Raw genomic sequence first — 14,269 nt, 5'->3', positions numbered from 1 at the left:
GGACCGGGGGATGGGCTGGACCGGCCGCCGGTTCGAGGTGGCGGTCGGCCCGGTCGCGCACGGCGGGCACTGCGTGGCCCGGCACGAGGGCCGCGTCGTGTTCGTCCGGCACGCCCTGCCGGGGGAGCGGGTCGTCGTCGAGGTGACCGAGGACCGCCAGCCCGGCTACTGCCGGGCCGACGCCGTCGAGGTGCTCGAGGCCTCGCCGCACCGGGTCGAGCGGCCCTGCCCGTACAGCGGCCCCGGCCGCTGCGGCGGCTGCGACTGGCAGCACGTCGACTTCGCCGAGCAGCACCGGCTCAAGGCGGCCGTCGTCCGGGAGCAGCTGGGCCGCCTCGCCGGGCTCGGCGAGGACCCGGTGGTCGCGGGGCTGGTCGTCGAGGAGCTGCCGGGCGGGCCGCTGCGGTGGCGCTCGCGCGCCCGCTTCGCCGTCGACCGCGGCGGGGAGCCGGGGCTGCGCCGGCACCGCTCGCACGACGTCATCGCGCTCGCCGACTGCCCGATCACCATCGAGCCGGCCGCCGCCGCGGTGCTGCAGCGACGCTGGCCCGGCGCCGGGGCCGTGGACGTCGCGATCGACTCGGCGGGGGAGGTCACCACCACCCGCCTGGACCGGCGCGGGGTGCCGACCTCGTCGCGCGTCCTGCGCCCCGGCGGCGACCTGCCCGAGGAGCCGGCCTCCCGGGCCGCGCGCACCGCCGGCGGACGGGACTGGGAGGTCGAGGGCACCGGCTTCTGGCAGGTGCACCCGGCCGCCGCGGACGCGCTGGTGTCCGCCGTCGCCGGGTACGCCACGGTGCGGTCGGGGGAGACCGTCCTGGACCTGTACGCGGGCGCGGGCCTGTTCGGCGGCGCCCTGGCGCCGGCGGTGGGTGCGGCGGGCCGGGTGGTCTGCGTGGAGGCCGACCCGGGGGCCTGCGCGGCCGCCGAGGCCAACCTCGCCGGCCTGCCGCAGGCCGAGGTGTGGCAGGGCGAGGTGGACGCTGAGGGGCTGGCCGAGCTGCTGGCCGGGCTCGGCGACCGGCCGTCGGTGGTCGTGCTCGACCCGCCGCGGGCCGGTGCCGGGGCGGCGGTCAGCCGGGTGCTGGCCGGCTCCGGCGCGCGGGCGGTGGTCTACGTGGCCTGCGACCCGGCCGCGCTGGCCCGGGACGTGGCGGTGTTCGCCGCCGAGGGCTGGCGGCTGGCCGGGCTGCGCGGCTTCGACGCCTTCCCGATGACCGCGCACGTGGAGTGCGTGGCCCTGCTCGAGCCTGACCACCAAGGGCGCTGAGCGGCAGGACGATCGGTTCGAGCTATCCCGACAAGTGGGTCGTGAAGCGGTTGGGCATGAGCTGATGCCGCACGGATGCCCGGATGGGTGCACGAGAGGCAACGGCGGAAACCCCCAAGCCCTCCCGCTCCTCCCGGACGGCCGCCGCTCGTAGCCCGCATGGCGGCGTGATGGAAGACGCCGCCCGCACGCGGAGCAGCCGCGTTGCGCTTCTCGAGCGGCGAGGGTCGGCATGCCACACCACCAACGAGTGAGTTGACCGTTGCGCCATGGAGAACCGGAAGCAAGATCCGCACACTGGGAAACCGGAGACAGTCGGTACCGGATCGGAGTGGAATCCTGCACGGATACATGCCTGCGCCGCAGCGCCCCCCGCACCGCGGGCTGCGCGTCGCGGTGATGACGCTGAGCTGCCTTGCCGGGCTCATGGTCGCCGCGCTTTTGACCGCCATGGTCGTCACCGCGAAGGACGACAGAACTCCCGAGGCGGCGGCGTCTCCCACCGTCACGATCACCGCCGCAGCTCCCTCCGTCGAGGAGGAGATGACGTTCGAGCCGCCAGCCGAGACGTCCTGGTCCGACCCTCCAGCAGCGCCGCCTATGCCCTCGGCCGACGGCCACAGCCTCGAAGAGCAGGCCTACCTGATGGTCATGGGGACGGACGCGTACTGGGGTACCTACAGCGATGAGGACCTCTTGCTCGCCGGCCGTGGCGTCTGCGTCTATCTGGAGTCCGGCCGTGGGGACATCTACACGATCGGCGTCGAACTCATGAACGGCCCGGACAACGTTCCCTACGACGCCGCAGCGACGCTCGTCGGGTCGGCGGTTGCATCCTTCTGCCCAGCCTTTGAGGGCCAGCTCTAGCGACGCGGCGGAGGCGATGTCGAACTCTGCCGAGCTCCTGGCAACGCTCCGGGCGCTCGAAGTCCAGGGCTGGATCGCTACCGGCGTCGTCTCCTGATCCGGTCGCGGTCCCGCGCACCATATTGCTGGCAGCCGCCGCTGATCGATGCCTGGCCGGCGACGTCGGCGGGAGCAGCGCCCGGCCGCTGACCCGGTCGATGCCGGGCGCGGGCCGGTGTCCGGCTACGGTCGACGGGTGACCACCTGGGAGTACGCCTCGGTCATCACGGCCAACGACGCCGTCTCGGAGCGCGCGGGGGTGAGCGTGAAGCTCCCCGGCGGCAAGCTCGAGCGGCAGGCGGGGGACACCAGCTCGGTGCTCAACCGGCTCGGCGGCGAGGGGTGGGAGCTGGTCAGCTACCACTCCAGCGGCGCCGGCACCTGGGGCTTCGAGCAGTTCTGGCTGAAGCGCCCCGTCGAGTAGGCGCGCCGGTCGAACACGCGTTCGACCTCTGGGGCATCATGGTGCGGTGGACGCCGCCGAGGACCGCCTGCCGCCCGGCTGGCCCGACGCCGTGCGGCCGCCGGGTGCCCCGGACTGGGAGCGGACGGCGGTGGCCTGGCTGTTCGACCTCGTGCCGCCCGACTACCGGGCGCACGAGGTGCTGCGGCGCTACCCCGTGCTGCTCGCGCGCTTCGCCCGCGACCACGTGGCCGCCGGGCTGGAGGCCGCCCGCGCCGGGTGGCGCACCGTCCGGGTCGAGCTCGGCGACCACCTGCCCGCGGACGCGATGGAGGCGGCGATGACCGCCTACGAGCGGGAGGGCGCCCGGCTGGCCGCGGCCGCGCGTTCGGTCTCGGCCGTCGCTGCGGCGCTGCGCGGCGAGCGCTGGGTGCCCCGGTTGTGACCCGCATCCAGTCGGGTCGCTCGACCGGAAGGTGCGGTGGGTCGCGGATACAGTGGTGCGACGGCGGCGTCCGCGTTGCCCCTGCCCTGTCGCCGACAGAGAGGACGCTGACCACCTCGTGTCGCTCCTGCGCTCGCTCCGCGGTCCCGCCGACCTGCGGGCCCTGCCCGCCGACCAGCTCCCCGCGCTGGCCGCGGAGATCCGCGACGCCCTGGTGACCAGCGTGGCCCGCACCGGCGGGCACCTGGGCCCCAACCTCGGCGCGGTCGAGCTGACCATCGCGCTGCACCGGGTGTTCGACTCCCCGCGCGAGCCGATCGTCTTCGACACCGGCCACCAGGCCTACGTGCACAAGATGCTGACCGGCCGCGTCGACGACTTCGAGCGGCTGCGCCAGCGCGGCGGGCTCTCCGGCTACCCGAGCCGCAGCGAGAGCGAGCACGACTGGGTGGAGAACAGCCACGCCTCCACCGCGCTGTCCTACGCCGACGGCCTGGCCAAGGCCTTCGCCATTCGCGGCGACGCCCGCCCGGTCGCCGCCGTGGTCGGCGACGGCGCCCTCACCGGCGGCATGTCCTGGGAGGCGCTGAACAACATCGCCTCGGCCCGGGACCGGTCGGTGGTCATCGTGGTCAACGACAACGGCCGCTCCTACTCGCCGACGATCGGCGGGGTCGCCGACGCGCTGGCCTCGCTGCGGCTGCGGCCGGGCTACGAGCAGGCGCTGCTGCAGGTGCGGCACGCGCTGCACCGCGCGCCGGTGCTCGGCTCGGCGCTCTACGACGCGCTGCACGCCATCAAGAAGGGCCTCAAGGACGTCCTGTCGCCGCAGGGCATGTTCGAGGACCTGGGGCTGAAGTACGTCGGGCCGGTCGACGGGCACGACGTCGAGGTCCTGGAGTCGGCGCTGCGGCGGGCGCGGTCCTTCGGCGGGCCGGTCATCGTGCACGCCGTCACCACCAAGGGCTTCGGCTACCCGCCGGCCGAGACCGACCAGATCGACGCCTGGCACGCCACCGGGGTGTTCGACCCCGACAGCGGCGCGGCGGTGCGCAAGACCGGCCTGGCCTGGACCGACGCGTTCGCCGACGAGCTGGTGCGGATCGGGGGCGAGCGGCCCGACGTCGTCGCCGTCACCGCCGCGATGCTGCACCCGACCGGGCTCGCGCCGTTCGCCGAGCGCTTCCCCGAGCGCACGTTCGACGTCGGCATCGCCGAGCAGCACGCGCTCACCTCCGCGGCCGGCATGGCCATGGCCGGGCTGCACCCGGTGGTCGCGGTCTACTCGACGTTCCTCAACCGCGCCTTCGACCAGCTGCTCATGGACGTGGCGCTGCACCGCCAGCCGGTCACCGTCGTCCTGGACCGGGCCGGGGTGACCGGCGACGACGGCGCCTCGCACAACGGCATGTGGGACATGTCGATCCTCTCCGTGGTGCCCGGCCTGCGACTCGCCGCGCCGCGCGACGAGGCGACCCTGCGGGAGGCGCTGCGCGAGGCCGTGGCGGTGACCGACGGGCCGACCGTCGTCCGCTTCCCCAAGGGTGCGCTGCCGCCGGACCTGCCGGCGCTCGAGCGGCGCGGGCCGGTCGACGTGCTGCGCCGCGGCGAGCGGCGGGACGTGCTGCTGGTCGGGGTCGGCTCCATGGTGCCGATGTGCCTGGCCGTCGCCGAGCGCGCCGCCGACCACGGCGTCGACGTCACCGTCGTCGACCCGCGCTGGGTGCTGCCGGTGTCCGACGACCTCGCGACGCTGGCCGCCGGCTACCGGCTCGTGGTCACCGTCGAGGACGGCGGCCGGGCCGGCGGCGTCGGCACCACGCTCACCCAGGTGCTGCAGGACCGGCAGTGCGACGTGCCGGTGCGCACCCTCGGCCTGCCCCAGCAGTTCTTCGACCACGGCAGCCGCGGGCAGGTGCTCGCCGACGCGGGGCTGACCGAGCAGGACGTGGCCCGCCGGGTCGTGGAGTGGACGGCGGTGCTCGCCGACCGCGCCTCCGACGACGCGGACCGGGTGGTCGAGCCGCTGGACGGCGCGCAGCAGTGACGGGACCCACCGGCGAGTGGGTGATCGCCGAGATCCAGGTGGCGCCCTCGCCACCCGGCACCCGCGAGGACCCGCACGCGCACGTCGAGGCCGCGATCGCGGTGATCGCCGGGTCGGGGCTGCGCTACGAGGTGGGCGCGCTCGGCACCACGCTGGAGGGCGAGGCCGACGCCGTCTGGGACACCCTGCGCGCCGCGCACGAGGCGATGATGCTGGCCGGGGCGAACGGCGGCCTGTCGCACGTCAAGATCGCCTCGGTGCAGCGCGACATCGACAGCCTCACCCGCAAGTTCCGCTGACGGCCCGCGGCGGTGCCGCCGTGCCGTCGCGGGTGCCGTGCTGCAGAGCGGTGGTGACCGACCCGCCGCGGCACCGCCCGCCGGGGGCGCCGATCTCGCGGGTGTTCCCCGGACGATGCGGGTCCTGTCCGCCGGCAGGTCGGGGACAACCGCCGCGAGGTGCCTGCCGACCGCCGTAGACCCGTGGCACGGGCGGCGAGTGTGCACGTCTCCACGCAGGAAGCCGCCGAGGAGGTGGCCAAGCGCACAACGGCGGACTCACGGCCGTCACTCTGCGGGTGTACTCCGGACGATGCGGGTCCTGTAGCGCCGGCAGGGTGGGGAGAACGCCCGCAGAGTCCGTCCCGGCCGCGCAACTGGACCGGGGACGGACGACGGCCCGGGTCCCTCGACGCTGGGGGGCCCGGGCCGTCGTCCTCCCTCACCGCAGAGCGTCCTCCCTCACGGTGCACCGCGAGGGAGGACGCTCGACGATCAGGTGACCTGATCCCGGCCGGGGCGTCAGGCGGGCAGCGAGGCCTCGCCCTTCGGCAGGAACCGCGAGCCGGTGACGGCCTCGCTGACGCCGGTGCGGTCCAGGTAGGCGCTGATCCCGCCCAGCCAGAACGGCCAGCCGGCGCCCAGCAGCATGCACAGGTCGATGTCCTGCACCGCCTGCACGACGCCCTCGTCCAGCATCAGCCGGATCTCCTGGGCCAGCGCCCGCACCGCCCGCTCGCGGACCTCGTCCTCGGTCAGCGGGGAGTCGCCGGCGTCGATGCCGGCCAGGTCGGGGTCGACCACGCCGGGCTCGCTGTACACCGACGACTTGCCGAGCTCGACCATCCGCCGCAGGCCCTCGCCCACGGTGAACCGGTCGGGGAAGGCCTCGTGCATCCGCTCGGCGACGTGCAGCGCCACCGGCGGGCCGACGAGCGTGAGCAGGTCGAACGGCGACATCGGCAGGCCCAGCGGGTCCAGCGCGCGGTCGGCGACCGCCACCGGGGTGCCCTGCTCCACCGCCGAGGTGACCTCGCCGAGGAAGCGGGTGAGCAGCCGGTTCACCACGAACGCCGGGGCGTCGGCGGTCAGCACGCAGGACTTCTTCAGCGCCTTGCCGACGGCGAAGGCGGTGGCCAGCGTGGCGTCGTCGGTCCGCTCGGCGCGCACCACCTCCAGCAGCGGGAGCACCGCCACCGGGTTGAAGAAGTGCAGGCCGACGACCCGCTCCGGGTGCTCGAGCTTGGCGGCCATCTCGGTCACCGACAGCGCCGAGGTGTTGGTGGCCAGCACGCACTCGGCCGACACGACGGCCTCGACCTCGGCGAACACCTGCTGCTTGACCGACATCTCCTCGAACACGGCCTCGATGACGAGGTCGGCGTCGGCGAAGACGTCCTTGGACAGCGAGCCGGTGACCAGGCCCTTGAGCTGGTTGAGCTTGTCGGCGTTCAGCCGGCCGCGCTGGGCCAGCTTGTCGAGCTCCCCGTGCACGTAGCCGACGCCCTTGTCGACGCGGGCCTGGTCGATGTCGGTGAGGACGACGGGCACCTTCAGCTGGCGGACGAACAGCAGCGCCAGCTGGGAGGCCATCAACCCGGCGCCGACGACGCCGACCTTGGTGACCTTGCGGGCCAGGCCCTTGTCCGGCGCGCCGGCCGGCCGCTTGGCCCGCTTGTTGACCAGGTCGAACGAGTACAGCCCGGCGCGCAGCTCGTCGCTCATGAGCAGGTCGGTGAGGGCGTCGTCCTCGGCGGCGGTGCCGGCGGTGAAGGCGTCGCCGTCCACCCCGTTGCGGGCCAGGTCGAGCAGCTCGACCGAGCGGACGGCGCCGGGGGAGGCGTTGCGGGTGCGCCCGGCGACGATGCCGCGGGCCCGCTCGATCGCCGCGTCCCAGGCCGACCGGTCGACCTCGGGCCGCTGCACGGCCACCGAGCCGTCGAGCACGCCGACGGCCCACTCGAGCGACCGCTCGAGGAAGTCGGCCGGCTCGAACAGCGCGTCGGCGATGCCCAGCCCCGCCGCCTTCGGCCCCGCGGTCACCTTGTTCTGCGCGAGGGCGTTCTCGACGATCACGGTGACGGCCGGGTCGATGCCGATGAGGTTCGGCAGCAACTGCGTGCCGCCCCAGCCGGGCACCAGCCCGAGGAACACCTCGGGGAACGCGACCGCGGCGCCGCCGCTGATGGTCCGGTAGTGGCAGTGCAGGGCCAGCTCCAGGCCGCCGCCCAGCGCCACGCCGTTGACGAACGCGAACGTCGGGATCGCCGAGTCCTTGAGCCGCCGGAAGACCCGGTGGCCGGTCTCGGAGATCTCCCGCGCCGTCGCCGCGTCGGTGACCGACGGGACGCCGGAGAGGTCGGCGCCGACGGCGAAGATGAACGGCTTGCCGGTGACGGCGATGGCGGCCGGCGCCGGGGTGTGGGCGGCGATCTCGTCCAGCGCGGCGTCGAGGGACGCGAGCCCGCCCGGGCCGAAGGTCGAAGGCCGGGTGTGGTCGTGGCCGTTGTCCAGGGTGATCAGCGCGATCTCCCCGGCCAGGCCCGGGTAGGCGAGGAACCGGACCCGGGCCTCGGTGACGACCTCGTTCTCGAAGGTCGCGCTCCCAGTCGGCATGGCCATCAGGCTGCAGCCCCTTCCCAGTTCGGGTTCTCCCAGATGACGGACGCGCCCATGCCGAGGCCCACGCACATCGCGGTCAGGCCGTAGCGGACGTCGGGGCGCTCGGCGAACTGCCGCGACAGCTGCGTCATCAGCCGGACGCCCGAGGAGGCCAGCGGGTGGCCGACGGCGATCGCGCCGCCCCAGGGGTTGACCCGCTCGTCGTCGTCGGCGATGCCGAAGTGGTCGAGGAAGGCCAGCACCTGGATGGCGAAGGCCTCGTTCAGCTCGAACAGGCCGATGTCGTCGATCGACAGGCCGGTGCGGGCCAGCGCCTTCTCGGTCGAGGGCACCGGGCCGATGCCCATGACCTCGGGCTCGACGCCGGCGAAGCCGTAACCGACCAGCCGCATGCCGACCGGCAGGCCGAGCTCCTCGGCGACCTCTTCGGCGGCCAGCAGGCAGCCGGTCGCGCCGTCGTTCAGGCCGGCCGCGTTGCCGGCGGTCACGTGCCCGTGCGGCCGGAACGGCGTCTTCAGGGTGGCGAGCTGCTCGAGCGTGGTGCCCGGGCGCGGCGGCTCGTCGACGGTGGCCAGGCCCCAGCCGTTCTGCTGCGACCGGGTCGCGACGGTGACCAGCTCCGGGCCGATCTGCCCGTTGGCCACGGCCTTGGCGTACTTCTGCTGGCTGGCCAGGGCGAACGCGTCGGCGCGCTCCTTGGTCAGGTGCGGGAAGCGGTCGTGCAGGTTCTCGGCGGTGGAGCCCATGACCAGCGCGGAGGGGTCGACCAGCTTCTCGCTGACGATCCGCGGGTTGGGGTCCACGCCCTCGCCCATCGGGTGGCGGCCCATGTGCTCGACGCCGCCGGCGATGGCGACGTCGTAGGCGCCGAACGCGATGCCGCTGGCGGTGGTGGTCACGGCGGTCATCGCGCCGGCGCACATCCGGTCGATCGCGTAGCCGGGCACCGACTTCGGCAGCCCGGCCAGCAGGGCGGCGGTGCGGCCGATGGTCAGGCCCTGGTCGCCGGTCTGGGTGGTCGCGGCGATGGCGACCTCGTCGACCCGCTCGGCCGGCAGCGACGGGTTGCGTCGCAGGAGCTCGCGGATGACGCGGACGACAAGGTCGTCGGCGCGCGTCTCGGCGTAGATGCCCTTCGGGCCGGCCTTGCCGAAGGGGGTGCGCACGCCGTCGACGAAGACGACCTCGCGCAGCGAGCGTGGCCGCCGCTCTTCCAGTGACACAGGACCTCCGCAGCAGGTGGTTACCGGCCGGTAGCGGCCGACCGCGCTCAAGTTACCCGCTGGTAACCGCCGGGTCGAGCCGGCACGTGGACGCGTCCCCCCAGGAGGGCGAACTGCCCGCCGGTCACCGGTGGGAGCCCTCCCGCTCGCCGTGCGGACGGACGCGCGCGAGGCGAGGTCACGGTCCGGCAACGACCAGATGCGTCGATTGTCAACTATGTGACAGCAAGCGCATATTGGCCGCCGGCAACGTGCCGATCACCCGACGGAATTGGTGGAGATTGATGGCGCGACGGCGCATCACGATGACGGCTCTGGCGGCCTCGCTGGTCTTCGGCCTGGCGGCCTGCGGCGGCGACGACGGCGACGGCGGCGGTGACGGCGGCGGTGGTGGTGGCGGCGAGGCCGCCGGCCGGATCGGCGTGATCCTCCCCGACACGGAGTCCTCGCCGCGCTGGGAGGCCTTCGACCGCCCGCTGCTGGAGCAGGCGTTCGAGGACGCCGGCATCGACTACGACATCCAGAACGCCGAGGGCGACGCCCAGCGCATGGCCACGATCGCCGACCAGATGATCACCTCTGGCGTCACCGTGCTGGCGATCGTCAACCTGGACAACGCCTCGGGCGCGCAGATCCAGGAGCGCGCCGCGGAGCAGGGCGTCCTGACGATCGACTACGACCGGCTCACCCTGGGTGGCTCGGCCGAGTACTACGTCTCGTTCGACAACGCCCAGGTCGGCCGCCTGCAGGGCGAGGGCCTGGCCGCCTGCCTCGGCGACGTGCAGGCGAACATCGCCTACCTCAACGGCTCGCCCGACGACAGCAACGCCACGCTGTTCTCCAGCGGCGCGCACGAGGTCCTCGACGCGGTCCCGACCTACACGAACATCGCCGAGCAGGCCGTGCCCGGCTGGGACCCGGACCAGGCCGCGACGATCTTCGAGCAGATGTACACGCAGACCGGCGGCAACATCCAGGGCGTGTACGCGGCCAACGACACGCTGGCCAACGCCGCGATCCAGACCCTGGAGCGCAACGGCCAGGCCGGCCAGGTGCCGGTGACCGGTCAGGACGCCTCGGTCGAGGGCCTGCAGAACATCCTCGCCGGCCGTCAGTGCATGACGGTGTTCAAGCCGGCGTCCGAGGAGGCCAACGCCCTCGCCGAGCTGGCCATCTCGCTGATCAACGGCGAGGAGCAGCCCGACATCGTCAACGGCGAGTCCGAGGACGCCGAGGGTGGCCGGAACGTGCCGTCGGTGCTGCTCGACCCGATCAGCATCACCCGGGACAACGTCACGGAGGTCACCGAGAACGGTCAGGTGACGGCCGAGGAGCTCTGCACCGGCGAGTACGCCGCTGCGTGCAGCGAGCTCGGCATCCAGTGATCCCGACACTCGGGGCGTCCTCCGGCTCATGGGGGGCGCCCCGAGTGCGTGTCCAGAGGAGGATCTCCGCATGACCGTTCCGCAGGCCGGGGCCCAGACCCCGATCCTCGAGCTCCGCGGCGTCGACAAGCACTTCGGCGCCATCCAGGTCCTCCACGGCGTGGACCTGAAGGTCTATCCCGGTCAGGTCACCGCGCTCGTCGGTGACAACGGCGCCGGGAAGAGCACGCTGATCAAGTCCATCGCCGGCATCCACCCGATCGACGGGGGCGAGATCCTCTTCGAGGGGCAGCCGGTCACGATCTCCGGGCCCCGCGACTCCGCCGCGCTCGGCATCGAGGTCGTCTATCAGGACCTCGCGCTCGCCGACAACCTCGACGTCGTCCAGAACATGTTCCTCGGCCGCGAGCGCAAGCGGGGGATCCTGCTGGACGAGGCGTCGATGGAGCAGGCGGCCCGGGACACCCTGTCGCGGCTGTCGGTCCGCACGCTGAAGTCGGTCCGCCAGCTCGTGTCCAGCCTCTCCGGTGGCCAGCGGCAGACGGTGGCCATCGCCAAGGCGGTGCTCTGGGAGTCCAAGGTCGTCATCCTCGACGAGCCCACCGCCGCACTCGGGGTCGCCCAGACCCGTCAGGTGCTCGACCTGGTCCGCCGGCTCGCCGACACCGGACACGCGGTCGTCTTCATCAGCCACAACATGGTCGACGTCTTCGAGGTCTCCGACCGGGTGGCCGCCCTCTACCTGGGGCGGATGGCCGCCGACGTGCCCATCGACACGGTCGACCGGGCGCAGGTCGTCGAGCTGATCACCGCCGGCCGTTCCGGCAGCATCGGCATCGCGCCCGCCGCCGCCGCGGAGGTGACCATCTGATGGCGGGCACCACCGTCTCCACCAGCTCCCTCGAGCCCGGCGCGGCGCCGTCCGGCTTCGAGGCCGACCGGCCCGACGAGAGCCTCGGCGGCGCCATCCGCGGCTACGTCGACAAGGTGCGCGGGGGCGACCTCGGGGCGCTGCCGGCCGTGCTCGGCATCGTCGTGCTGACGGTGCTGTTCTTCGCGCTGCGGCCCGAGACCTTCCTGACGCCGCTGAACATCACCAACCTGCTGGTGCAGGCGGCGCCGATCACCCTGCTGGCGATGGGGCTGGTCTTCGTCCTCCTCCTGGGGGACATCGACCTGTCCGCCGGTGTGGTCAGCGGCGTGTGCGCCGCCATCTCGGCGCAGCTGCTGGCCGAGGCCGGGGTGTCGTGGCCCGTCGCGATCCTCGCCGCCCTGCTCGCGGGCCTGGTGATCGGGCTGGTCACCGGCATGCTCGTCGGCCTGATCGGGATCCCGTCGTTCGTGGTGACCCTGGCCCTCTTCCTGGGCTTCCAGGGCGTGACGCTGTGGATCATCGGCCAGGGCGGCACCGTGCCGATCCGCGAGCCGGTGATCCGGGGGCTGGTCAACGAGTACATCCCGGTGACCGCGGGGTGGATCCTCGCCTTCGTCGTCATCGCCCTGTACGCGGCGGTGCAGCTCAACCGCTGGCGGCTGCAGCGTGCCCGGGGGCTGGCCTCCCAGCCGCTCGCGGTCGTCGGGGCCCGCATCGCGGTGATCGCGGTCGTGGTGCTGGCGCTGACCGGGATCATGAACAGTGACCGGGCGCTCTCCCCGCTGGTCGACCTCGAGGGCATCCCGTACGCGGTCCCCGTGGTCGTCGTCTGCCTGCTCCTGCTGACGTTCCTGCTGGGCCGGACGACCTTCGGCCGGCACGTCTACGCGGTCGGCGGCAACGCCGAGGCGGCGCGGCGCGCCGGCATCAGCGTCACCCGGATCCGCGTCCTGGTGTTCGGGCTCTCCTCCACGATGGCCGCCGTCAGCGGCCTGGTGGCGGCGGCCCGGCTGAGCTCGGTCACGCCGGGCTCCGGCGGTGGGAACACCCTGCTCTACGCGGTCGGAGCGGCTGTGATCGGCGGGACGAGCCTCTTCGGCGGTCGCGGCCGGGTCCGTGACGCCGTGCTGGGCGGCCTGGTCATCGCGATCATCGACAACGGCCTCGGTCTGCTGCAGACCTCCGCGGCGCTGAACTTCGTCATCACCGGCGCGGTGCTGCTGCTGGCGGCGAGCGTCGACGCCCTGGCCCGGAGGCGGACCGCCGCCACAGGACGCTAGGGCCCGCGCCGGCGGCGAGGACTCCTCGCCGCCGGCGCGGGCACCGGCCGCAGACGGCCCCGGCGTTCGCGCCGGGGCCGTCGCGCGTCCAGGCGCGGCCGGCGGCGTCGGTGCCAGGCCCACCCGGGGCAGCCCGGCCAGGCGGGCGGAGTCAGGACGGCGGGAGTTCGGCGGCGACCGGGAGGACGGCCTCGAGCACCGTCCCGCCCTCCGCCCCGCCGCGCAGCGTGACGGTGCCGCCGGCCTCCTCGATCCGCTCGTGCACCAGGCGCAGCCCGAGGTGGCCCTCGCCGGGGTCCGGCCGGCCGTCCCCGTCCCCGGGCAGCCCGACGCCGTCGTCCTCCACCACCAGCCGCACCGCCGGCCCGCTCGCGACCTCCGCGGCCTCGAGCCGGACGCACACCCGGGTCGCGCCCGCGTGCTTGTGCACGTTGGTCAGCGCCTCCTTGGCGGTCCGGTAGAGCACCGCGGCGGAGGCGGAGTCCATCGCCGGCAGCGTCTCGGCCTCGACCTCCACCTCCACGCCGTCCTCGCGGAGCTTGGTGCCGAGGTCGTCCATCGCCGTCGGCAGGCCCGTGCCGCTGAGGTCGGGCGGGTAGATGTCGGTCATCAGCCGGCGCAGCGAGGCGACGGCGTTGCGGGTCGCGGTCACCATCCGGTCCAGGGAGGCCTGCTGGCGGCCCTGCAGGTGCGGCCGCAGCCCCGCCAGCCCGTAGCTGACCCCGGCCAGGTCCTGCACCGGGCCGTCGTGCACGTCGGCGGCGATCGCCCGCCGCTCCCGCTCGGACGCCGCGAAGTGCCGCCGGATCAGCTCGGTCCGTTCCGCCTCGATGCTGCTGAGCCGGCGCCCCATGGACGCGGCGATGGGGAACTGCAGCAGCTGCAGCACGATCAGCGCCCCGAGCGCCAGGGGCACGGCCTGCCAGCGCAGCAGGTCCGCGTCCTCCTCGACCATCGCCGTGTCGAAGTAGGCCTCCAGCGCGAGCCGGCGGTCGCCGGCGTCCAGGGGTGCGTACACCTCCAGCTGCGACCCCGCCTCCTGGCCGGGCCCCTCGGTCTCCGGCTCCTCGTCGATGTCCGAGCTCACCCGGCCCTCGATCGCCGCCGTGAGCTCCGGGCTCGGCGGGATCCGCCGGCCGCGGAGGTCCTCGTCGCTGGAGTAGACGACCTCGCCGTCGGCCTCCCAGACCACGATCCTCGTCATGGACCCGTCGCTCAGCCGGATGGCGACGACCTGGTCGAGGTCGCGCAGGTCCTCCTCCTCCCCGTCGAGGACGTTGGAGATCAGCGGCTCGATGAGCACGTCGGCCAGCCGGGTGACGGTGCCCTCGGCCTCGCGCAGCGCCCGGTCCCGGGCGATCCGGCCGGCGAGGAGGTAGGTGCCCGCGGCGACGAGGAACAGCGCCACGAGGGCCACGGTGACGAACGCGACGAGCTCACGGCGCAGGGTCATGCGGCTGCGGCCCGGGAGCCGGCCGAGTCGTCGTCGCATCCTCCCCCCGCCGGGCGCGTGTCCGAGACGCCGGGAACCGACGT

The 14,269-nt window shown here is 73.8% G+C and carries 12 protein-coding genes; 9 read left to right on the top strand and 3 right to left on the bottom strand.

The genetic code is table 11. From position 1 onward, the window contains the following. The first annotated feature begins 10 nt into the window (after positions 1-10). From ACI79F_RS18160 to ACI79F_RS18135, 6 genes are all read left to right on the top strand, one after another. On the top strand, positions 11-1,270 hold the full coding sequence (locus ACI79F_RS18160) for a class I SAM-dependent RNA methyltransferase (protein ID WP_456546489.1): 1,260 nt from the start codon (positions 11-13) through the stop codon (positions 1,268-1,270). A gap of 399 nt (positions 1,271-1,669) precedes the next feature. Beyond that, positions 1,670-2,137, top strand: a complete 468-nt coding sequence (locus tag ACI79F_RS18155) for a DUF732 domain-containing protein (RefSeq protein ID WP_456546521.1) — start codon at positions 1,670-1,672, stop codon at positions 2,135-2,137. A 235-nt stretch (positions 2,138-2,372) separates the two neighbouring features. Then, positions 2,373-2,600, top strand: coding sequence for a DUF4177 domain-containing protein (locus ACI79F_RS18150; RefSeq protein WP_456546488.1), 228 nt, complete (start codon positions 2,373-2,375; stop codon positions 2,598-2,600). 46 nt (positions 2,601-2,646) lie between these two features. Further along, positions 2,647-3,024, top strand: a complete 378-nt coding sequence (locus ACI79F_RS18145; RefSeq protein ID WP_456546487.1) for a hypothetical protein — start codon at positions 2,647-2,649, stop codon at positions 3,022-3,024. A gap of 118 nt (positions 3,025-3,142) precedes the next feature. Continuing rightward, positions 3,143-5,071: a 1-deoxy-D-xylulose-5-phosphate synthase gene (gene dxs, locus ACI79F_RS18140; protein WP_456546486.1), complete on the top strand. Its 1,929-nt coding sequence runs from the start codon at positions 3,143-3,145 to the stop codon at positions 5,069-5,071. Further along, complete coding sequence (locus tag ACI79F_RS18135; protein WP_456546485.1) at positions 5,068-5,370, top strand: thiamine-binding protein; 303 nt, start codon at positions 5,068-5,070, stop codon at positions 5,368-5,370. Before dxs ends, ACI79F_RS18135 begins: the two co-directional genes overlap by 4 nt. A gap of 501 nt (positions 5,371-5,871) precedes the next feature. Here ACI79F_RS18135 and ACI79F_RS18130 read toward each other — a convergent pair. Together ACI79F_RS18130 and ACI79F_RS18125 are read right to left on the bottom strand one after the other, a co-directional pair. Then, positions 5,872-7,965 (bottom strand): 3-hydroxyacyl-CoA dehydrogenase NAD-binding domain-containing protein, encoded by a 2,094-nt coding sequence (locus ACI79F_RS18130; RefSeq protein WP_456546484.1) that lies wholly within the window; start codon positions 7,963-7,965, stop codon positions 5,872-5,874. A gap of 5 nt (positions 7,966-7,970) precedes the next feature. Then, on the bottom strand, positions 7,971-9,194 hold the full coding sequence (locus tag ACI79F_RS18125) for a thiolase family protein (RefSeq protein ID WP_456546483.1): 1,224 nt from the start codon (positions 9,192-9,194) through the stop codon (positions 7,971-7,973). A gap of 284 nt (positions 9,195-9,478) precedes the next feature. Between ACI79F_RS18125 and ACI79F_RS18120 the strand changes: the two genes are divergently transcribed. From ACI79F_RS18120 to ACI79F_RS18110, 3 genes are all read left to right on the top strand, one after another. Continuing rightward, positions 9,479-10,579, top strand: a complete 1,101-nt coding sequence (locus ACI79F_RS18120) for a sugar ABC transporter substrate-binding protein (RefSeq protein WP_456546482.1) — start codon at positions 9,479-9,481, stop codon at positions 10,577-10,579. Positions 10,580-10,649: 70 nt separating this feature from the next. After that, entirely contained in the window at positions 10,650-11,450 is an 801-nt protein-coding gene (locus ACI79F_RS18115) for an ATP-binding cassette domain-containing protein (protein ID WP_456546481.1), read from the top strand. Further along, positions 11,450-12,733, top strand: a complete 1,284-nt coding sequence (locus tag ACI79F_RS18110; RefSeq protein WP_456578928.1) for a sugar ABC transporter permease — start codon at positions 11,450-11,452, stop codon at positions 12,731-12,733. The genes ACI79F_RS18115 and ACI79F_RS18110 overlap by 1 nt, the downstream gene beginning before the upstream one ends. A 151-nt stretch (positions 12,734-12,884) precedes the next feature. On the opposite strand, the gene ACI79F_RS18105 is transcribed toward ACI79F_RS18110, so the two are convergent. Beyond that, positions 12,885-14,186: a sensor histidine kinase gene (locus tag ACI79F_RS18105; RefSeq protein ID WP_456546479.1), complete on the bottom strand. Its 1,302-nt coding sequence runs from the start codon at positions 14,184-14,186 to the stop codon at positions 12,885-12,887. Between the last annotated feature and the right edge of the window lie 83 nt (positions 14,187-14,269).

The sequence above is a fragment of the Blastococcus sp. SYSU D00868 genome, assembly GCF_054050575.1.
This window is presented reverse-complemented; position numbering and strand designations above follow the sequence as displayed.